This is a genomic window from Rhodococcus erythropolis R138 (assembly GCF_000696675.2).
GTDB classification, from domain to species: Bacteria; Actinomycetota; Actinomycetes; order Mycobacteriales; family Mycobacteriaceae; genus Rhodococcus_F; species Rhodococcus_F erythropolis.
In genome coordinates this window covers 1,412,870-1,433,780 of record NZ_CP007255.1, presented here as the reverse complement: position 1 = coordinate 1,433,780, position 20,911 = coordinate 1,412,870, and the positions used below count along the sequence as shown (strand labels likewise).

At 61.8% G+C, this 20,911-nt stretch carries 19 protein-coding genes; 8 read left to right on the top strand and 11 right to left on the bottom strand.

The genetic code is table 11. The features are described 5' to 3' along the window. Positions 1–184: 184 nt before the first annotated feature. Positions 185–2,140 carry an ABC1 kinase family protein gene (locus tag H351_RS06620; RefSeq protein WP_244891453.1) on the top strand — a complete coding sequence of 652 codons (1,956 nt, stop codon included), beginning with the start codon at positions 185–187 and terminating at the stop codon, positions 2,138–2,140. Between the two features lie 14 nt (positions 2,141–2,154). Here the strand turns inward: H351_RS06620 and H351_RS06615 are convergent, their stop codons facing one another. The 4 genes from H351_RS06615 to H351_RS31875 form a co-directional block, all read right to left on the bottom strand. Then, complete coding sequence (locus tag H351_RS06615) at positions 2,155–2,886, bottom strand: hypothetical protein (RefSeq protein WP_019745548.1); 732 nt, start codon at positions 2,884–2,886, stop codon at positions 2,155–2,157. A 38-nt stretch (positions 2,887–2,924) separates the two neighbouring features. Next, complete coding sequence (locus H351_RS06610) at positions 2,925–3,209, bottom strand: hypothetical protein (RefSeq protein WP_003939785.1); 285 nt, start codon at positions 3,207–3,209, stop codon at positions 2,925–2,927. Positions 3,210–3,336: 127 nt separating this feature from the next. Then, positions 3,337–4,944 (bottom strand): AMP-binding protein, encoded by a 1,608-nt coding sequence (locus H351_RS06605; RefSeq protein ID WP_029256389.1) that lies wholly within the window; start codon positions 4,942–4,944, stop codon positions 3,337–3,339. Between the two features lie 103 nt (positions 4,945–5,047). Beyond that, positions 5,048–5,239: a hypothetical protein gene (locus H351_RS31875; protein ID WP_021331840.1), complete on the bottom strand. Its 192-nt coding sequence runs from the start codon at positions 5,237–5,239 to the stop codon at positions 5,048–5,050. Between the two features lie 25 nt (positions 5,240–5,264). Here H351_RS31875 and H351_RS06600 point away from each other — a divergent pair, with 25 nt between their 5' ends. After that, complete coding sequence (locus tag H351_RS06600; protein WP_003940315.1) at positions 5,265–5,780, top strand: CGNR zinc finger domain-containing protein; 516 nt, start codon at positions 5,265–5,267, stop codon at positions 5,778–5,780. 10 nt (positions 5,781–5,790) lie between these two features. Here the strand turns inward: H351_RS06600 and H351_RS06595 are convergent, their stop codons facing one another. The 3 genes from H351_RS06595 to H351_RS06585 form a co-directional block, all read right to left on the bottom strand. Beyond that, on the bottom strand, positions 5,791–6,423 hold the full coding sequence (locus H351_RS06595) for a hypothetical protein (protein WP_003940176.1): 633 nt from the start codon (positions 6,421–6,423) through the stop codon (positions 5,791–5,793). Positions 6,424–6,510: 87 nt separating this feature from the next. After that, complete coding sequence (locus H351_RS06590; RefSeq protein ID WP_007729952.1) at positions 6,511–7,047, bottom strand: hypothetical protein; 537 nt, start codon at positions 7,045–7,047, stop codon at positions 6,511–6,513. Between the two features lie 150 nt (positions 7,048–7,197). After that, the gene (locus tag H351_RS06585) at positions 7,198–8,361 is read right to left on the bottom strand and encodes an LLM class flavin-dependent oxidoreductase (RefSeq protein ID WP_003940457.1); all 1,164 of its coding nucleotides are present in this window, start codon (positions 8,359–8,361) and stop codon (positions 7,198–7,200) included. A gap of 157 nt (positions 8,362–8,518) precedes the next feature. Between H351_RS06585 and H351_RS06580 the strand changes: the two genes are divergently transcribed. From H351_RS06580 to H351_RS06570, 3 genes are all read left to right on the top strand, one after another. Further along, positions 8,519–9,850, top strand: a complete 1,332-nt coding sequence (locus tag H351_RS06580; RefSeq protein ID WP_020909324.1) for an MFS transporter — start codon at positions 8,519–8,521, stop codon at positions 9,848–9,850. Positions 9,851–9,991: 141 nt separating this feature from the next. Continuing rightward, positions 9,992–10,657: a TetR/AcrR family transcriptional regulator gene (locus tag H351_RS06575; RefSeq protein ID WP_020909325.1), complete on the top strand. Its 666-nt coding sequence runs from the start codon at positions 9,992–9,994 to the stop codon at positions 10,655–10,657. Beyond that, positions 10,654–12,309 (top strand): FAD-binding dehydrogenase, encoded by a 1,656-nt coding sequence (locus tag H351_RS06570; protein ID WP_029256390.1) that lies wholly within the window; start codon positions 10,654–10,656, stop codon positions 12,307–12,309. Before H351_RS06575 ends, H351_RS06570 begins: the two co-directional genes overlap by 4 nt. A gap of 8 nt (positions 12,310–12,317) precedes the next feature. Here the strand turns inward: H351_RS06570 and H351_RS32075 are convergent, their stop codons facing one another. Next, positions 12,318–12,455, bottom strand: a complete 138-nt coding sequence (locus H351_RS32075; protein WP_153211511.1) for a hypothetical protein — start codon at positions 12,453–12,455, stop codon at positions 12,318–12,320. Positions 12,456–12,502: 47 nt separating this feature from the next. Further along, positions 12,503–14,869, bottom strand: coding sequence for an arylsulfatase (locus H351_RS06565; protein ID WP_029256391.1), 2,367 nt, complete (start codon positions 14,867–14,869; stop codon positions 12,503–12,505). A 117-nt stretch (positions 14,870–14,986) separates the two neighbouring features. Here H351_RS06565 and H351_RS06560 point away from each other — a divergent pair, with 117 nt between their 5' ends. Together H351_RS06560 and H351_RS06555 are read left to right on the top strand one after the other, a co-directional pair. Beyond that, on the top strand, positions 14,987–16,198 hold the full coding sequence (locus tag H351_RS06560) for a DUF2254 family protein (protein ID WP_029256392.1): 1,212 nt from the start codon (positions 14,987–14,989) through the stop codon (positions 16,196–16,198). Between the two features lie 94 nt (positions 16,199–16,292). After that, the gene (locus tag H351_RS06555; protein ID WP_029256393.1) at positions 16,293–18,125 is read left to right on the top strand and encodes an APC family permease; all 1,833 of its coding nucleotides are present in this window, start codon (positions 16,293–16,295) and stop codon (positions 18,123–18,125) included. 8 nt (positions 18,126–18,133) lie between these two features. Here the strand turns inward: H351_RS06555 and H351_RS06550 are convergent, their stop codons facing one another. Together H351_RS06550 and H351_RS06545 are read right to left on the bottom strand one after the other, a co-directional pair. Then, positions 18,134–19,207, bottom strand: a complete 1,074-nt coding sequence (locus H351_RS06550) for a VIT1/CCC1 transporter family protein (RefSeq protein WP_020909330.1) — start codon at positions 19,205–19,207, stop codon at positions 18,134–18,136. A 24-nt stretch (positions 19,208–19,231) separates the two neighbouring features. Then, positions 19,232–20,077: an alpha/beta hydrolase gene (locus tag H351_RS06545; RefSeq protein ID WP_029256394.1), complete on the bottom strand. Its 846-nt coding sequence runs from the start codon at positions 20,075–20,077 to the stop codon at positions 19,232–19,234. 191 nt (positions 20,078–20,268) lie between these two features. Here H351_RS06545 and H351_RS06540 point away from each other — a divergent pair, with 191 nt between their 5' ends. After that, a complete protein-coding gene (locus H351_RS06540) occupies positions 20,269–20,910 on the top strand; it encodes a DUF4232 domain-containing protein (RefSeq protein ID WP_029256395.1) in 642 nt (213 codons plus the stop codon). The last annotated feature ends 1 nt before the right edge of the window (position 20,911 follow it).

Genomic DNA, 20,911 nt, shown 5'->3' with positions numbered 1-20,911 from the left:
GCTGCGGTGTCACTATCTTCTTTTTGGACGTTCGATCAGGACGAGTCGACGTCAAGGCGAATGAACTCCGAAGTGCCCGAGCATGTTCGACGTTTGGTCATTGTCGAACTTGTTACCCGTCAGTCGGGGTGGGCTCAGGGTTTTCCTGGATGAATCGCGGATTGCAAACCCGTACGCTATCGCAATGGACTTGATGGTCTGGATCGTCACGACGCCATTTCTTGCAGCATCGCTTGCGGGCGTGATGCGACGAACGCTGGGGACGAGGGTCGGTTGGCCACGAACACTTGTGGTCGCGGTGATAGCGCTCTCGGTGGGTGTCCCCCTCACGGGCTACGCCGCGACATTCGCAGGAATTGCCAGCCAGGACGATCAACTTCTGGTGAGCGTGGGAACAGCACTCATCTTCTTCGGAGTTGTCGCGCTATGGGTGTTCGCAGCATGCCTGGCCGCATTGGTTTTCCTCGAAGTCGTCGTTCCTACAGGATCCCTACCAGGTCCGTCGGAAGCATTGCGGCGCAGCCGAAAATCGTGGCGCCGAACGAAGCGGTACGTCCAGATCACGGGCATCGTCGTGCGAGCGGGAGGCGGGTCAGCTCTCCGTGCTGGGCCGTCAGCGCCTCAGTTCGGGGACGCACTGGTGGAAGTAATCAACCGGTGCGGTGTCACTTTCGTCAAGTTGGGACAGATCCTCGGCACGCGAGACGACCTCATACCACCCGAGTTGGCTCACACCCTCTCTTCTCTGCAAAGTTCGGCACGCCCGGCTGATCCCGACCGTATCGCGGAGCTACTGGCATCGGAACTCGGCGACGCACCAGAGTCGGTGTTCGCGTCGTTCGATGTGGAGCCGTTCGCCGCCGCCTCTGTCGCACAGGTACATTCCGCGCGCACCGTTGAAGGCGTCGACGTTGTGGTGAAGGTTCAACGCCCCGAGGCGAGCGCACAAGTGAGCGTGGATTGCGATATCTTCCTTCGCGTTTCGGCGCTCGCGGAGACCCGTTTTCCCTGGGCACGCGATATCGGAGTTCATCGACTCGCCGGGGGCCTCGTCACGTCACTGCTCGAGGAACTCGACTACCGCACCGAAGCAGCGAACACCGGCGCGATTGCTTCCACCATGTCGAACCGCCCGGATATCGTCGTTCCGCATATCTACCCCAACCTCAGTAGCGGACGGGTGCTCGTGATGGAACGTCTTCACGGCACACCGCTCTCCGACGGTGAGGCCGCGCTCATCGGCCTCGACCGCGACACCCGCAGCAGCGTCGCCAACGAACTTCTTGCGTCGTTGCTCGACGGGATCTTTGTCCACGGGGTGTTTCACGCGGACCTGCACCCCGGCAACATCATGATCCTCGATGACGGCCGGGTCGGGCTCCTCGACTTCGGCGCAGTAGGGGTTCTGGACGGCGAGACACGGATCTTGTTCGCCGTGCTCCTCAACGCTGCCCTCGCAGGTGATCCGGTGGCGACAGTCGACGCGATGCTGATGGCATTCGACGTACCGCCCGAAGTGGATCGCGGAGCACTACGTCACCAGGTGGGCCGAGAGATCACCCTACTCAGTGTCCAACCCAATGTTTCCATGGCATCGTTCGCGAGAATGTTCACCGTGCTTCGAGAACACCGAATCGGAGTGCCGGGAGACGTCGCCGCCGCTTTCCGTTCGCTCGCGTCTTTGGAGCGCGCCCTCCGGCTCCTGGATCCGCAGATCGACCTCGTCGCTGCTGTTCGGGCCGAAGTACCCCGACTGTTGACCCAGGTCGCCAGCCCGACTGCAGCCGCGCAGGCAATCCTGTCGACGACGGCGGTCACAACCGCGGTGGTCAGGCGCCTGCCTGGTCAGCTCGACCAGATCGCGACCTCGATCGCATCGGGAAGCTTCACACTTCGCACTCGCTCGGTCGCACACCCCGACGACAGGCGATGGCTACGACGGTCGGCGAACAACGCCCTGGGTATGGCGGCGGGAGTGACCGCGCTGATTGTCGCAGCGATCCTGCTGTTCGTACCTGGCGGACCACAACTCACACCTCAGCTGTCGGCCTACGCACTCGTGAGTGCTGTACTGGGCTTCGTCGGCGTCGTTCTGTGCATGCGGACCGTGTTCCGTTTGTTCACACTCGACAACAGGTAACCGAGAACTGATCTTCATCGCTTGATCTCGATGTCGTCGAAGTCGAGCGCCAGGAGCGTCGGGCGCGAGAGAACGCGGCCGCCTGGCCCTCTCGGGAGCACACGTCGTCGAGTGGGAAACGTGAGGCCGTCGAACTGACGGTGATGGTCACAGTAGAGTGCGGCTTTAGCCAACTTACCTACGGGTTCGGCGACGAAGTCGTGACGGCGGATGAGGCCACCGTTGTCGACATAGAAGGTCTGCTGCCGGCAATGGGTATCGATCGCCGGCGCGAACGTTGCCTGAAGTCGTCGCCATTGCTGCCCGGATTCCTGCCAAGGTTCGGCTTCGGTGACAGTGATGTCGTCGCGGGCGAGCAGCAGCGGTGCCGTCAGATAGTTCCAAAAGGCGTAGCCAGCGAAGTAAGCGGTGTCGAGTGCGTCCCAGTGGAGGTTGCGCCGGACTCCACTCAACCCGAAAAACGTTGAACGTGGGTCGGTTCGACTCCCGAGTTCTTCGCCGTCACGAGTTTCGATCCGCACGACGCCCTTGTCGAACACAGCGCACTCGCCGACACGCGGAAAGTCTTGGAGGACAGTGCGTTGCTCGGCGACTTCAACCTCGACCGTGAACTTCGCCAGCTTGTTGCCTGGGAAGCGCTGGGGCAGCAGACCGCCCAAACGTCCCCGTGCCGTGATCGCTGAAACGGACTGCCAATGTTCGACTCCGCCATGTGCGGTGAGGACTTCATCGAGTAGTTCGTTCATATGTCGACGCTCTCCGTCCCCTGACGGAACTGTGGAAATCAGCGATCAGACGGACGCGTAGTTGTAGTTGCGTTCCTCCCGCGGTACCACTGCCACCCCGCGGTGATGATGACAGCGCCGGCAAGGGACCCGAGGATGCCGCTCGGGCGCAATGATAATCCGTCGCCTGCAATCAAACTCACGAGCAATCCGCCGACCAGCGAACCACCGATTCCCGCGATGAACGCGAAGGTCCAGTCCACTCGTGCGGTCGTTTTCCCCAGAATCAGCTGGGCTCCCGCTCCGATGACGATCCCGAACAGGAGTATTCCGATGATGAGCATGAGACAAGGCCCTTTCGTGGAGTGACGACGCAAGGCGCGAACGACTTACTCTGCACCATCTTTCCGGTATGTCTCTTATGTCGTGGTGAAATCCGTGTGAAAGATCGCCGTCGCCCATTCCACGTTGCTAGGTCGATGCCAGTGTCGTCGCCCAGCGGTAGTCCGCCTTACCGGCGGGGGTTCGCTTGACTTCATCGACAAGCACGATCGTGCGCGGCACCTTGTATCCGGCCAACGTCTTGCGGCAATGTTCCTGTACCGCTTCGAGAGTCAGCTCGTCGGATCCGGGGTAGGTCGCGATCACCGCTGCGACCTGCTGCCCCATGCGCGCATCGGGGGCTGGGACAACGAGCGCGTCGGAGATCGCCGGATGTGCGTGAAGGGCAGCCTCGACCTCTTCGGCGAAGACCTTCTCGCCACCGGTGTTGATGCACTGCGAGCCACGCCCCAGGAAGACAATGGTGCCGTCTGCTTCCACCTTGCCCATGTCGCCGAGCACCGAAAGGCGGGTGCCGTCGGCGCGGGTCGGGAACGTGCGGGCGGTCTTCTCTTCGTCCTTGTAGTACCCGAGCGGGACGTTTCCGATGCGCGCGATGTAGCCCACGTCGTCGGAGCCCGCTGGAATCTCTTCGAGGCGCTCGTCGACCAGAATCATGTTCGGCGAGGGCGGCATTCGCAGATTGCCCGCCTCGTCGATGGAGAAGGCGCCGTCGTTACCGGACTCGGAGGCTCCGAAGTTGTCCCGCAGCAGCAGGTCCGGCTTCACCGCCAGCATGCGATCCCGCACGCTGGTGGACCAGATCGCGCCACCCGAGGTGATCGAGAACAGGGTGCTGAAATCGACCTCGTCTTTGCGTCGTTCCATCTCGTCGACCAACGGCAGTCCCATGCCGTCGCCGACGATCAAGATCACCTGTACCGAATCCTTCTCGATCGCTTCGACGACCTTCTCCGCGTCGAACTCGCGTCGTAGAACAACTCGCGCACCGAGGGTGAGGAAGGTGAACAGCGAGTACAACGCGGCGCCATGCATCAGCGGGGCAGCAATGAGGAACGAAAGTTCCGGAAATTCCTTTGCAGCACTGGCAATCTCGGCGAGGTCCTGCCGCGCTCCCTCACCGTACGGATTGCCGCCGGAGAGCGGCTTACGGAAGAAGTCGTCATGACGCCACATGACGCCCTTCGGGTATCCGGTGGTCCCGCCGGTGTAGAGGAGGTACACGTCGTCGCCAGAACGAGCGTCGAACTCCCCCACCGGCGACTGTTCACGAGCGTCGTCGAACGAAACCACAGAAACTTCATGCGCTTTTGCTGCGGCGACCAGTTCGGCGTCGATCTCGCCGATCACGATCACCGTCTTCACCTTCGGGCATGCACCGAAGAGGGAAGCAAGGACACGCTGATGCTCGGGGAGTTCCACGACCACTGCGACCGAGTCGGAGTTGGTGAAGATGTACTCGAGTTCCGCGGGTGTGTACCGGTAGTTCACGTTGATCGGGACCGCACGGATCTTGATCAACCCGAGGATCGACGTGACATGTTCGACGCTGTTCTTCAGGAACAGGGCTACATGATCGCCGCTCGAGATGCCAGCTTGCGCGAACAGGTTGGCCGTTCGGTTAGCCTCCGCATCCAACTGAGAGTAGGAGAAGTTCTCTCCCTCGTAAGTCAATGCAACGCGATCAGGGACTGAGCCGGCAACGGTCTCGAATATGTCAGCAAGATTGAACTGCATTGTCTTTCCTTTCAGAGTCCGCGCCGCGACATCGAGGCAGATAACCCTGAATCTAGAACACGTTCCATGTCGCCGGAGGTAAAACGGAACGATTAGCTGATCATTACCTGGACCTGACCTTTATCGGTGCGGCGACGGCCGAGGCTGCCCCACCCGACATCCACTCGGCGAGCAAGGTCTGCCACGACCCGCAATGGCAGCGCAGGTAGGTGACCGTCCCCTCGCTGGTTCGGTGCCGGGATTCGACCTCCCAGCGATGGATGCAACCGATCGGCGTGATCTCTGTTTTCTTCATGCAACGAGCATGATGTAATGGCATTGTGCATCTCAACCCTTACGGCGAATATGCGGTGACGCTGGCCGCCGACCTGGCCAATCGAAACCCCGAGACCCTGGCCGAACTCGTCGAACGCTGCGTCGATGCAGGCATCATTCTCGATTTCCCCATCGCCGAGAAGGACCTCGACGAGACCCTCGACCTTCTGATCGAGTGGTCGAAAATCGTCGACGTCACGGAGGAGGCAGCCCGCGCCGAACTGGTGAACGTCATGCTCGAGCAAGCGTCGGCGTATCCGCGCATGACCAACCACGCGAACGACGGCTGGCATCTGCACTACCGCGATCCCCAACAGTCGCTCGCCGAGGTCCTCAAGGCACTCTTCTCGGTAGGCACGGCGCTACACCTCGTCGGCCGCGGCATGCACCGATTAGGTCGATGCACCCTGGACGAGTGCACCAACATCTACGCGGACACCTCCCGCAACGGCAATCAGCGGTACTGCTCCCCCACGTGCGCGAACCGCGACGCGGTGCGGCGTCATCGTGCACGCAAGTGAGTTGCACCTACTACGACGTGGGACCCACTACCTCGAAATCCGAGCCACCTTGGTACTCGAACTGAAAGCTACCGCCGCTGCTTCCCGAGCTGATCCGATTCCACGCGTCGATCAAGTCCTGAACCGTGTTGTATCCCAGATCCTCCAAAGATCCTGAGAGACTTCCGGTTCCCGCGCCCTCGAACCAGCCGCCGACCACAACTGCCTGCGGAATCGCGATAGTGGGGTTGGTCGGATCGAGCAGTCGAACGCATGCTCCCGCAACGGCGTAAACCCCGGCCGGCAGATTACCGACGGTCCGCGTGATCGTCTGCCCAGGCGAAACGGCAAACAGATCGAGGATGTTACTGACGGTCGGGTACACCAACACGCCAGGCTGGAGCAGCTTTGCCGGATCGCGAATCACGTCGGGGACATCCCTGGCATTGAGGATCGCCACCGTGCAGTTGATGAAGCTGAACCGCGGGTTCGGGTTGGTGATGGTGAAGGTGATCGCATTGTCCGCTGCGCTCACCGATACCGGAGGCGGAAGAATCGCTGGTGCTGCCGACGCCGTCGCCGGAGTCATGACAACCAGTCCCACGACGGCGGCGGACGCCGCGACAATGCTTCCGAGAGCGCGTTTGAATCCACGACTTCGCATTTCCGAACCTCCAGGCAAGTCGGTCAGATCACCAGATGCATGAAGAATAGACCGCTCAGTCGGAAAATTGGGGAGACAAGCAGCGAGCTACCCGAAAAGTCCTTCGAGGCTGCCGCTACCGAACAGGTCGCTCAGGCTCCCGGTATTGATGCCGCTGAACGGTCCACCGATGACAACGAGGCTCGGCACGCCAGGAACGGGCTTACCCAACGTCTCCAGATCGAGAAGATCGGAGCAGGCACCGAGCACGGCGTAGGTTCCGTCCGGAACATCGGTCACGGTGTTGGTGACCGTCTGCCCCTTACCGACGGCGAACAATGAGGACGGGTCGGTGATCTTGGGGTAAACCACAAGGTTCGGATCGAGCAGTTTCAGCGGATCATCAAGCACAGCAGCAGAATCCGCGGCGTTGACGACAAACGCCTGGCACAACGGGGCAATGCCCGTGTTGTTGTTCGTGATCGTCAGTGCCAGATCGTTTCCGGTCACCTTGTACGAGACGACCGGCGGGACCACCTCGGCCGACGCAGTCGCAGGATTGACCATCGCGACGCCTGCCGCGGTTGCAGCGGCGACTGCCACGGTTCCCACTACGCGACGTACTCCACTCGTGCCCAGCTTCATCGAGGATCCTTTCGTACTGCGCCTTGAGTTCGGCAACAGTGCGCAGCCTAGATCGGATCTAGCGCCCGAAATGGCCCAATTGCCCCGCCGGGAGGGCATGCCCGAAAGATCGGGACAAACGTCCCCTTCTCGAAGAGCTAGCTTTTCGACTCAGTTCCCACTGGAGACGAAGGGCGTTCGCACCGGTCCGCCGACCGAACCGTGCGGTGCTACCAATCCACGCTTTTCGAGGATCGGACGCACACCCTCACCGAACTGATACGCCTCTTCGAGATGCGGATAGCCCGACAATACGAAGTGATCCAGTCCGATCGCCGCGTACTCGGCAATCCGATCAGCCACTTCTTGGTGCGAACCGACCAATGCGGTACCTGCTCCCCCTCGCACCAATCCGACGCCGGTCCACAGGTTCGGCGCAATCTCCAGCGACCTCGCTCCGACGCCCTCCTTGTAAGCCGAACCACCGCCGTGCAATTCGAGCATCCGACGCTGACCTTCGGAGCCGGATCGCGCAAGACTCGCCTGAGCCTGCTCGACGGTCGCCGGATCGAGCGCACTGAGCAGCCGATCCGCTTCTGCCCATGCCTGTTCCGAGGTGTCCCGGCTGATGACGTGCAAACGGATTCCGTAGTCGAGGTGACGACCTTGGACTTCCGCGAGGTCGCGGATCCAGGCGATCTTGGCGGCAACAGCGGACGGCGTCTCACCCCAGGTGAGGTAGGTATCCGCGTAGCGCGATGCGACGGTGCCGGCCGCCGGCGAGGATCCGCCGAAGAAGATGGGCGGTACCGGATCCGGAATACGCTGCAGCGTAGCTTTTTCCACGTTGACGTACTCGCCGGAGAAATCAACCGGACCGTTACCGGACCACAACTGGCGGATCACGTCGAGGAACTCGCCGCATCGTGCGTACCGTTGGTTCTTGTCGAGGAAGTCACCGAACGTGCGCTGCTCGTGGTCCTCCCCGCCGGTCACGACGTTGAGCAGCAGACGACCGCCCGACTGCCATTGGAAGGTTGCGGCCATCTGAGCGGCAAGCGTGGGGCTGAGCAATCCCGGGCGCAGAGCAACCAGAAACTTGAGTGTCTCGGTGGTCTCGAGCATCATCGCCGTCGTCAGCCATGCGTCTTCGCACCACGCGCCGGTGGGCGTGAGGACGGCTTCGAAGCCGTTCGTCTCGGCGGCCGCGCCGATCTGATTGAGGTATTTCAGCGTCGCCGGACGATCACCGGACATCGAGCTGCCGTGCCCACCCGCCATCAGATTCCGGGAATCACCGTAAGTAGGCAAGAACCAGTGGAAGCGCAGTGACACGGTGATTCCTTTCGTCGACGTACAGGCAGAACTCTTCTGTCATTACAACCACAGTCCACCTCGAAGAACAGGGTTGAAATCACCCTGATCGCTAGGGGTGCCCACTTTCGGCGCCGGCGATACCTTCGTGAATTTGCACCGCGACCCGGGGGCTCCGATGACCACGTTTGCCGAAGTCGAGCACAATTCACCGTTCTCGAACGAGACCGACGACGAGCGGCGATCCAGATTGAGAACCGTCGTCGCCGCGAGCCTGCTCGGCACGACGGTCGAGTGGTACGATTTCTTCCTCTACGCAACGGCAGCGAGTCTGGTCTTCAACCAACTGTTCTTCCCGAACCAGAGTTCGTTCGTCGGGACCATGCTCTCTTTTGCGACCTTCGCAGTCGGCTTTCTCGTTCGCCCCATCGGTGGAGTGGTGTTCGGTCACATCGGCGATCGCATCGGGCGCAAGAAGACGCTTGCTCTCACGATGTTCATCATGGGTATCGCGACGGCGCTGATGGGCGTTCTTCCGACCGCCGCTCAGATCGGAGTCGTTGCACCGATTCTGCTTCTGCTGCTTCGTATCCTGCAGGGATTCGCTCTCGGTGGCGAGTGGGCCGGAGCTGTTCTCTTGGCAGTCGAACACAGTCCGGAGAAGAAGCGTGGACTGTTCGGCAGCATCCCGCAGATCGGATTGGCTCTCGGGTTGGCCTTGGGCACAGGAATGTTCGCGCTGCTTCAAACAGTCTTCGACGACGACCAGTTTCTCCGTTTCGGCTGGCGCATCGCCTTCGTCCTGAGCCTGGTGCTCGTGATCGTGGGGTTGGTGGTCCGCTTGAAGGTGGACGAGACGCCCGCCTTTCAGGCCGTTCGCGACCTCGAACAGCGCTCGTCCGCCCCGCTCAGGGAAGTCTTTCAAGGAAAAGCCGCGCGAAACACCGTACTGGGCATGTTGTCTCGCTGGGGCGAGGGCGCCGCGTTCAACACCTGGGGCGTCTTCGCAATCACGTATGCAACCAAGACTCTGCATTTCGAAAAGGTTCCCGTACTTCTTGTGGTCACCGTGGCCGCAGTAGTGATGGCGATCTTGCTGCCGTTTTCCGGTTTACTCACCGATCGGTTCGGCCCGCAACGGGTCTACATCGTGGGCATCGCCGCGTACGGCCTCGCGATCTTCCCCGCCTTCGCACTGTTCGGTACTGAGAATCTCCTGCTCTTCGGAGTCGCGATGGTCGTGGTCTTCGGAGTGATTCATGCCTTGTTCTACGGTGCCCAGGGAACCCTGTATGCGAGCCTCTACCCCACAGAAATCCGGTACACCGGGTTGTCGGTCGTCTACCAGTTCTCTGGTATCTACGCCTCCGGCGTCACACCTCTGATTCTGACGGCACTGATCGGCGCCAGTGGCGGTTCACCGTGGCTGGCATGTGGATATCTCGTGGCCACCTCGGCGATCAGCGTCGTCGCCACTGCAGCGATCAGGAAGCGTGATCTGCACTTGTAGCTGTCGTCATACAAATATCTTCCTATCTTGCATATTTGCTAGATATAGATAGAAACACCAGCCAAGAAGATCTAATCGAGATACGTCTTCGCATCGGATACATCGGTGTATCGTTTGGGTTCCACCCCGACGGAGGCGCCGATGACGACTGGAACGGACAACTCGCCGGCCAAGCGTGTCACCAAACGCCGTGGTCAAACCAGGCAGCGCCTGCTCGACGCGGCTGCGGACGCCTTCTCTGAATCGGGGTTCGGGCACGCCACGGTCGAGCAGATCTGCGAACGCGGCGGTTACTCCCGAGGCGCGTTCTACTCCAACTTCGATTCACTCGACGAACTGTTCTTCGCGATGTGGGAGCAACGATCTGCAGCTATGCTCGCCGATCTGCGGTTGGCGACGGAGTCGATCACCGCCGGCAACACCGTCGACATCCATGCCGCTGTCGCCCGGATCGTGGCGGTGGTTCCGGTCGACCCGCAGTGGTACCGGATCAACGCGGAATTCACCGCTCACGCGCTCCGCAACCCGGCACTTCGCAAAGCCCTTGCCGACCGTGAAGACGCGATCCTTCGCACCCTTTTGCCCATTGTGGAGTCCGCACTCAGCGACGTCGGGCGAACAATCGTCGGCGACCCGACTGCGTTGGGACGGGCATTGGTCGCAGTGCACGACGGCACCAGCGTGCAGTGTCTCGTCGACACCGACACCAACGCCGCCTTCGCACTGCGCCGCGATATCTTCACTCGAATCCTGCTGTCCTACAGCGAAATAATCCAGAACAACCAATCGAAAGAGGAGCTGTCGTGAGCGAACAAGCTGACGTCATCGTTGTCGGGGCAGGGCTGGCGGGACTGGTCGCCACCTACGAACTGACACGCGCCGGCCGCAAAGTCCTTGTCGTGGAACAGGAGAACGCAGCCAACCTCGGCGCGCAGGCATTCTGGTCGCTCGGCGGACTCTTCCTCGTGAACAGCCCCGAGCAACGCCGACTCGGCATCAAGGACTCTCTCGAGTTGGCAATGCAGGACTGGATGGGCACTGCCGGATTCGACCGTGAGCGCGAAGATCACTGGCCTCGCCAGTGGGCCAAGGCGTACGTCGAGTTCGCGGCCGGCGACAAGCGTCAGTACCTGCACGATCTGGGGCTCCGTCTGATGCCGAATGTCGGCTGGGCCGAACGTGGCCGCGGAATGGCTCTTGGACACGGCAATTCGGTACCGCGATTCCACCTCACCTGGGGAACCGGCCCCGGCGTGGTCGATGTCTTCCTGACCAAGGTGATCGCCGCTCAGAAGCGTGGACTGGTCACGTTCAAGCACCGCCACCAAGTCGATCAACTCGTCGTCACCGACGGTGCGGTCACCGGTGTCCGCGGAACCGTCCTCGAACCTTCCAGTGATCTGCGCGGCGTGAAGAGTTCGCGCACCCCCATCGGCGAATTCGAGTTCGCTGCACAGGCCGTCGTGGTCACCTCCGGTGGAATCGGCGGCAACTACGAACTGGTGAAGAAGAACTGGCCCGAGCGACTCGGCAAGGCACCGAAGCACATGCTGACGGGAGTACCTGCACACGTCGACGGACGTATGCTCGAAATCACCGAATCCGCGGGCGGAAACATCGTGAACCGCGACCGCATGTGGCACTACACCGAAGGCATCCAGAACTGGAATCCCATCTGGCCCAACCACGGAATCCGAATCATCCCCGGACCGTCCTCGATGTGGTTCGACGCCACCGGCAAGCGTCTGCCGGTCCCCAACTTCCCCGGCTTCGACACGATGGGAACCTTCAAGTACATCCTCGACAGCGGCCACGAGTACACGTGGTTCATCCTCGATCAGAAGATCATCGAGAAGGAGTTCGCACTCTCGGGATCGGAACAGAACCCCGACTTCACCAACCGCGACTTCAAGCTCCTCCTCGAACGAATCAAGAAGGGCGCGCCGGGACCAGTCGAGGCGTTCAAGCAGAAGGGCGCAGACTTCGTGGTGCGCAACAACCTTCGTGATCTGGTCGACGGTATGAACGCCCTCACCGACGAACCGCTTCTCGACTACGAGGACATCGAGCGCGAGATGATCGCCCGCGACCGCGAAGTCGACAACAAGTACAGCAAGGACTTCCAGGTCACCGCCATCCACGGGGCCCGTAATCTGTTGGCAGACAAGATCGTGCGTGTCGTTGCACCGCACAAGATCCTGGACCCCAAGAACGGCCCACTGATCGCGGTCCGGTTGCACCTGCTCACCCGCAAGACCCTCGGCGGCTTGGAAACCAACCTGGATTCACAGGTCGTCAAGGCCGACGGCAGTGTCTTCGACGGCCTGTACGCAGCCGGTGAGGTCGCGGGCTTCGGCGGCGGCGGAGTCCACGGTTACAGCGCGCTCGAAGGGACCTTCCTCGGTGGCTGCATCTTCTCCGGCCGCGCAGCCGGACGAGCACTGGCGCGCGACCTGTAGCCCCGAAATCAGGCGAGCGAATGCGTGACCAGTATGTGGTGGGCGCGCATTCGCCGTGCCTCGTGCACGGATTGATGGTGGTGATGGTGCGTCGGCCCGCGCGCGTGGCGGACCAGATCGTGAACAGTACGGATGACGGTCGGCATTGCGACCCTCCCTCAGGAGATTGTGACTGCTGCTCTTGTCAGTGGAATCACTGTCTGGACAACGCCACTCGCGCCACCTCCTCCGGGTCGATCAGGTGGGTATGGTCATCGTCGCCGACGTCGATCTGCACTACCTCGATACGGCCGTTGAATGTGGTTGCGCCACTGTAGTCGACACTGACAGGCATGCCGTAATCGTCACCGATGTCGGTGGTCTCGTCCGCCGAGAAGACCATCGGTTGGGTCTGCTCGACGCGACCCGAACCCACTTCGTGACCGTCGTGATAGATCGTGACACCGCCGCCCCTCGCGAGACCACCGCCGTCGTAGGCGAACTCAACTCTGATCTGATGTGATCCTGCCGGAATGTCAACGTCGGACCCGACGACGAACTCGGTCATGCCGAGCAGGTTGTAGACGAATTTGGCGCGACCTTCCCGCGCGTAAAGTGCCCAGCCGCCGAACCTGCCGCCCTGCGCGATCATCACACCGTTGGCAGCAATGCCATCCGCGATGTCGACTGCTGCTGTGACACTGAACGATCGATTCTTGATACTCAGCACGCTGTGCTCGCTCAGCCGTTTCATTCCGGGAAACAGAACCTGTCGGTTCCCGGACACCAACTGCGGACGCCCCGCGATGTGAGGGTTGAACCTCTCGAATCTTCGGTCGTCGATCGGAAGCACGTTGTACTTGACTGCTTCGATCAACCACAAGCGTTGCAGTGCAGCGAGTTTCTCCGGCAACTCGGCCGCCAAATCCTTGGACTGCGTCCAATCCTGCGACCCGTCGTAGAGCTCCCACACGTCGTCGTCGAGAGCGGGGAGTGCCTCCGCGAACAGCCACGGAGTGCTGTGTCTGGTGACCGCACTCCAACCCTTGTAATAGATACCGCGATTGCCGGCCATCTCGAAGTACTGCAGATCGTGACGTTCGGCGGCTTCGGCGTCGTCGAAGGTGTAGACCATGCTGGTCCCCTCGATCGGTGATTGTTGGACGCCGTTGACGAAGGTCGGTTCCGGCAGTTTCGCGACCTCGAGGATCGTTGGTGCGACGTCGATGACGTGGGTGAATTGCGACCGCGTCTCACCCTTGGTCCGAATCCCCGCCGGCCAGTGCACGATCGTTCCGTTGCGAGTGCCACCCCAATGCGAGGCAACCTGTTTCGTCCACTGGTACGGCGTGCACATTGCCCATGCCCACCCCACGGAGTAGTGGTTGTACGCGTCCTTGGTACCGAACTTGTCTTTCACTTCCGCCATGAACTCGGGTGTTTCGATGGCGGCGAGTCCGTTGAAGTTGGCCATCTCGTTGAAGGCTCCGTTGATCGTCCCCTCTGCGGACGCTCCGTTGTCGCCGATGATGTAGTACACGAGGGTGTTGTCGAGAGCTCCGAGTTCCTCGATCGCATCGACAAGCCGGCCGACATGGAAATCGGTGTGTTCGAGAAACCCTGCATAAACTTCCATTTGGCGTTCGAGGACAGGCTTCATCTCCTCACTCATGTCCTCCCACGCCGGAATGGCCTCGGGGCGCGGGGTGAGGACCGCATCCGCGGGGACGACTCCCCGCTGCTTCTGCTGCTCGAGAATCGATTCGCGTTGCGCGTCCCAACCTCCTGCGAACCGGCCCTCGTACTTGTCTGCCCACTCCTTCGGAACATGGTGCGGTGCATGTGTGGCGCCGGGTGCAAAGTAGACGAAGAACGGCTTGTCCGGAGCCAATGACTTCTGCATCCGAACCCAGTCGATGGCGTGATCGGCCAGGTCCTCGGTGAGGTGGTAACCCTCCTCCGGTGTCTTGTCCGCCTCCACGGGCGCGACACCCTCGTACAGCGCCGGGTAGTACTGGTTGTTCTCCCCGCCGATGAATCCGTAGAAGTGCTCGAATCCGCCTTCTCCCGTCGGCCACGATGTGAACGGCCCCACCGGGGATGTCTGCCACGGCGGTACCTCGTGGCACTTGCCGAACTGCGCCGTCGAGTATCCGTTCAGTTTCAACGTCATCGGCAGTGCGGCTTTGGTATTCGGGCGCAGACCGGAAAGTCCAGGAGCCGAGGTCGCGGTTTCGGTGACCGAGCCCATACCGACCGAATGGTGGTTGCGCCCACTCAGCAGTGCGGCGCGGGTCGGTGCGCACAGCGCAGTCGTGTGAAACCGCGTGTACGTGAGCCCACTACTTTGCAATCGCTCAGCAGTCGGTGTGTCCGCTGGTCCGCCGAAGGCACTGCTCGCGCCATATCCCACGTCGTCCAACAGGACCACCAGAACATTGGGTGCCCCGGCCGGCGGCAGTAGCGGAGTGATCGGCGGAAACTCCGTGTCCGGATCCTTCGCGTCGTACGTCACCAGACCAAGATGTTGTCGATCCGGAATCGGTAGTACAGCGCGGCTCTGGCCTGTCGGATCCGTCATGACGTCTCGCCTTCTGTCTCTCACATGGGCCTTTCAAGCGTTTCAGGATCACGACGACGTCGACATCATCCGTTTCGGGTGAAGGCGCACCATTGCCGCAGCGTGGAGGCTTGAAGGGTGGATCAGCCCGGACGTTTCGCTCCCACCCCGATCGGGCATGCCTTCCTCGTCCCCCGGCGCCGTGTGCGTGCCGGCCTGACCCAGATCCTGTGCGTCGTCGTAGGACTGGCTGCCGGACTGGCGATGCCATATTTACGCAGCGGCCCAATGATTCCCGCCCGTCAGGTCAGCGAGATGCTCGTTGCACTCGGGCTGGGGTTACTGGGTGTAGTCGCAGTGATCTTCTCGCTACTGTTCCTTGTCGTCCAGTGGGCCGCGACCACCTTCACTCCTCGCTTGTTGTTGTTCCGCGACGACCCCATCGTGTGGCGAACGTTTGCCTTCGCCATAGGCCAGTCGGTTTTCGACATCACTGCAGCGCTCGCCATCAGTAACGAAACGGATGTGTCCGTGGTCGTGCCAAGTCTCGCAGTGCTGGCACTCTTGGCCACGCTGACGCTGATCAGGCTGCTCCAGCTGCGCGCATTCTCGGCCATCCAGTTGGCTCCTGTACTGACCTCGATCTCGAGTCGTGGCCGAGCAGTCTTCGCCGCCGTGTACCCCGCCACCGATCTGGAGTTGCCTCCTCTACCAACACTTCCGGTGATCACGACTATCGAGTGGCATCGACCGCCAGCCGTTCTGCAGCAGATCCTCGTCGAAGATCTGCTGCAGAGCGCTCGATCCTGCCGATCCATGGTGGTCCTCCGAGTGTCGCCGGGTAGCACGCTGCGAAACGGATTGCCGCTCGCCGACGTCTACGGCGGACCCATGCCCGCCAACACGATTCTTGACGCCTTGGTCAGTGGGAGTGAGCGAACCTTCACCCAGGACCCCCTACTCGCGATTCGGTTGTTGGCTGACATCGCGCTCAGAGCGCTCTCACCCGCTATCAACGATCCTGCGACGGCCGTGCAGGCTCTGGACGAGATCGAGGACCTCCTCTCTCTGGTGGCCTCCGTGCGCGCAGATTCGATCCGGGTCGTCGACGAGCGTGGTGATCTGCGTGTGGTGATTCCGCTACCCGACTTCACGACCTTCGTCAGAACCGGACTGGACGACGTCATAGCCTCGGCATCGAACTCACCACTCGTTTTGGGCCGACTTCGCGACCTACTTTCGCACGTCGCCGCCCAATCGGAGTCTCGGAACCGCGATATTCTCGCCATGCGCGCCCGCTGGATTGATCAGCTGTCACAAGGCTTCCCGCGACTCGAACCGCCGTTGTGAACCCGTACAGATTTGTTGGTGATCGCGTCAAGGCATCGTCAAGATCAGTCTCAGAGCTACGGGAAATGACGATACTGACTCGGTGAGACATGCAGTGATACTCGGACACCGTGGAGTCATATCGTCGACCACCCGCGCCGGCGGCGAACCTGAGAAGCAAAAGCTCTCCGTCGCAACCGGACTGGCGGGTCTGTCGCTCGACGCGATGGCCTCGGTGTCGTACGGTCCAGAGGCCATCGTGTTGGTGTTGGCCCTCGCCGGCGGCGCGGGGATCGGCTTCACCGTGCCGGTGACGATCGCCATCGCCGTGCTGCTTGTGGTCCTCGTGGCGTCGTATCGCCAGGTGATCGCCGCATTTCCCGAAGGCGGTGGCGCATACGCCGTCGCGAAGAAGCATCTGAGCCCGCGCGCAAGCCTGACCGCTGCCGCATCGTTGATCGTCGACTACACCCTCAACGTCGCAGTGTCGATCGCAGCCGGTGTCGCGGCTCTGACCTCCGCCTTCCCTGCGCTTCTTCCCTACACGGTCTGGATCGCACTGGCGATACTCGGCGGCATCACGGCACTGAATCTGCGGGGCATCGCAGATTCCGCGCGGGTATTCATGTTGCCCACCGTGGTTTTTGTCGTCAGCATCTTCACGGTGATCGGTGCCGGACTACTTCGGGAAAACCCTGCCGCCGCCACGGCTCCCTTCCTCGCCGACAACGCACACACGATCGGCATTCTCCTTCTGCTCAAAGCCTTTTCGAGTGGTTGCGCCGCATTGACCGGAGTCGAAGCCATCGCCAACGCGGTACCCAGCTTCAAGAAGCCTCGCGTGCGTAGCGCTCAGCGTGCCGAAGTAGCTCTGGGAATCCTGTTGGGCACCATGCTGATCGGCCTTGCCGTGTTGATCGAGAAGTTCTCACTCGCACCGGTCCCTGGAACAACGGTCCTGTCGCAACTCACTTCCGCTGCCCTCGGAAATGGTGTGGGCTACTACGTCGTCCAATTCTCCACCGTGATTCTGTTGGCGTTGGCCGCGAACACCTCGTACGGCGGACTTCCCAACCTGATGCGGATCCTCGCCGACGACAACGTGCTCCCGCACCGCTTCAGCCGGAAGTCGACGCGCGACGTCTTCACGTACGGCGTCTTGTCGCTCGGAGGCATCGGTGCACTCCTGCTCATCGGATCCGGCGGAAACATGAACACCTTGGTGCCGCTGTTCGCCATCGGTGTGTTCATCGGATTCACGCTCGCGCAGTTCGGCATGGTGCGCCACTGGCTCGCCGAACAGACGCCGGGCTGGAAGTGGCGCCTAGCGCTCAACGGTTTCGGGGCTGCGTTGACTTCGATCGCAGCAGTGGTGACTACCGCCATGAAGTTCACCGAGGGCGCCTGGTTGATCGCTCTCGCGCTCCCTGCGCTCGTCCTCGGCATGGAACGCATCCGCGGTGCGTACACACATATCGGTACTCGGTTAACCGTTCAGGGTGAGAACGATTCTCTGTCTATCGGATACAAACCAGCGGTCCTAGTACCCGTGTCCGAAATTACGTCGCTCTCCACCCGCGCGATGGCCGCGGCAACGGCAATGTCCTCGCAGCCCATCGCAATTCGAGTCTGCCTGGCCCACGAATCGACGACGGACTTCACCCGCCGATGGCAAGCCCGACACCCGAATTCGCGTTTGATCGTCATCGAGGACACCGAGAACTCCGTGGGGAACACCCTCGCTCGATACATCCGCACACACTTCCCCCACCGGGAAACCTTTGTTGTCGTCGCCACCATCGACCCGGCGACCAGATGGCACCGATTCCTCCCGAGCCAACGGACCGATGAGATCGCTCATGCACTGCGCAAACACACCGAGGCCGTGGTGTGCCAAATTCCGGTCCGGATAGATCCCGCTCACCGCGATCCCGCCCTACGCGCATGAGCCGACGCTCAGAGCGAGGTCCCGAACAACATGCCGAGCAGATACGTTGCGCCGGCAGCGCCGTAGCCGATCGCAAGTTGGCGTAGCGCCCGCTTGAATGGCGGCCCGCCCGACAGCAACCCGACCACAACGCCGGTGGTCAGCAACGCGATCCCCACGAGAACAGATGCGACGATCAGAGCCGTCATGCCTTCCAGGCCGAACAGATACGGCAGCACCGGAATGATGGCGCCCGAGGCGAAGAAGCAGAAGCTTGCCGCCGCTGCGCCCAATCCGGTTCCGACGGCTTCATGGTCGTCGACAACGTCCGCGGCGCCGAAGGTGCTGTTCGCGAGGACCTCGGCGGCGCGCTGGTCCGCTTCCTCGGCGGACATGCCGCGGGCCCGGTAGACCAGGGACAATTCGTTGGCGTCGACGTCGAGCAGGCCGACAGCTTCGCTGGCAGCCGGACCAGGATTGGACGCTTCCAACAACTCTCGCTGCGAGCGGACTGAAACGTACTCGCCGGCTCCCATCGACAGGGCGCCGGCCAGAAGCCCGGCCATGCCGGTGATCAGAACGATCTGGTTGGAGACGCCGCTACCGCTGATGCCGAGCACGAGAGCGAGATTGCTGACGAGGCCGTCGTTGGCTCCGAAGACGGCGGCACGAAACGTCCCCGAAAGTCTGTTCCGACCTCGAGTGGCCAAGGCCCGCACCACTTCTTCGTGGATCTTCTCGTCCGCGCCCATCGATGCGGTCGCGTCGGCATCGTTCGGATAGGGGGATCGTGTTTCCGCGCGCTGGGCAAGAGCGAGCACGAACACGGAGCCAAAGCGCCTGGCCAGAAAGCCCAGTATCCGAGTGCGGATATCGCCGCGTAGTGGTTTGCCGACGTGATCGCCGAGAAGCGCTCGCCAGTGCGCCTCGTGTCGGCCCTCCGCGTCGGCCAGGGCGAGAAGGATTTCGCGTTCCTCGCCGCTGCGCCTACTCGCGAGGTCGCGGTAGACGGCGGCCTCGGCTTGTTCGTCGGCGAGGTATCGTCTCCAGCGCTTGACATCTCGCGGGTCTGGATCGGGTCGTGCGGCCGGAACTGTGGACATCGTGTTCCCCTTCCGGTGAGGCGGTCACGCTTCGAGTACGCGGTCCATCCACGTCGTCAGATCATTGATGACGTCGTCGCGGTTGGTCTCGTTGAAGATCTCGTGCCTGGCGCCCGGATAGGTGTAATAGGTGACGTCTTCGATCCCCGCCGAGTTGTACCGTTCGACTGCGACGTCGGTACGGCTCAGCGCGGCGTTGAGAGGATCCGAGGTGCCGACGAAGACCAGGATCGGAAGGTCTTGTCGCACACCCTCGACGTCGACGAACCTCGGTCCCGCTGCGATAAGTCCGCCCATGCCGGCGTCGTCCAGGCTGAAACCGCACAGCGGATCGTTGATGTACAAATCCACCTGCGCTTCGTCACGACTGAGCCAGTCGTGCGGAGTTCGGGCCGGTTCGAATTCGGCGTTGAACTGGGCGAGGACGTCCGGGCCGTCGTTGACGAGGCTCTCGATCAGTTGATCGACCGCGGTAGTCCCCGACAGTGCGACGGCGTCGATCAGGTGCGAATGATCGAGGATGTACTGCTGCGAAGCGAACGAACCGAGGCTGTGGCTGAGCAGTACGACGGGCAGGCCGGGGCGTTTGTCGCGGATGATGCCCGTGAGGGTCACCATGTCTGCCACCAAGCGGTTCCAGCCGTCGTCGCCGATGTTGCCTGGGCCGGCGTGCATGCTCTCACCGTGGCCGCGGTGGTCCGCCGCGTAGACGTGGAAACCGCGAGCATTCAGGGCTTCGGCAACGTGTGCGTAGCGTTTTGCGTGCTCACCCATACCGTGCGCGAGTTGAACAACCCCTCGAGGTTCCTGCTCGGTGGGCCATTCGTGGACATGAATGACCACTCCGTCGTCGCTGGTGAAGGTGAACATGCGCTACTCCCGGTGGTCGCGATCCGGACAGGTCATTTCTCATGCTAGATCCGCAGCGGCAATCCATCCGGGAAGTAGGTCCTGATCACCGGCGAGCCTGATTCGTTTCTGCACATCCGGCCTCGGATTCGGATATACCGGACACGGATGTTCCGGAGCCAGTTGTCGACCAGCTTGAGGAGTACAGAGCGATGAATTCGAACCGCATGCGCAACGTCGGCTTGTTGGCGGCTCCACTTGCTGCTCTCGCCCTTCTCAGCGGTTGCGGCTCGGACGAAACGGGAACGGCCGAGAGTTCACCGGCACCCGCCTCAACCACGAGCGCCTCGGCGCCGACGACCCAGACCGGTACTGCCGCACCTTCGACGACCCATACCGACCACACCCAAACCACAACCTCGACGGCACCCAATCCCGAAGGCTGCGCGATCGGGGAACTGAACGTCACCCTCGGCGAGTCGAGTGGCGCCGCCGGTTCTGTGGAGCTTCCGGTGGTCTTCACCAACACGGGCGGCCGCACGTGCACGCTCGACGGTTTCCCCGGCGTCTCCTATGTCACGGGAGCGTCCGGAAGCGAAGTGGGTGCTGCCGCCGGCCGCTCCGGATCCGGTTCACTCGTCTCCCTTGCCCCTGGCTCTGCCGCAACGTCTTTGGTGCGAGCTACGAACGTCGAGAACTACCCGGCAGATCAGTGCGGCGTGACCGACGTTGCGGGACTCAGGGTTTACCCGCCCAACAGCTACGACTCGGTCTTCCTTGCCTACCCCACCAAGGGTTGCTCGATGACCGGCGCGAACATCAACCAGCTGACGGTCGCGCCGGTCGCCCGCTGAG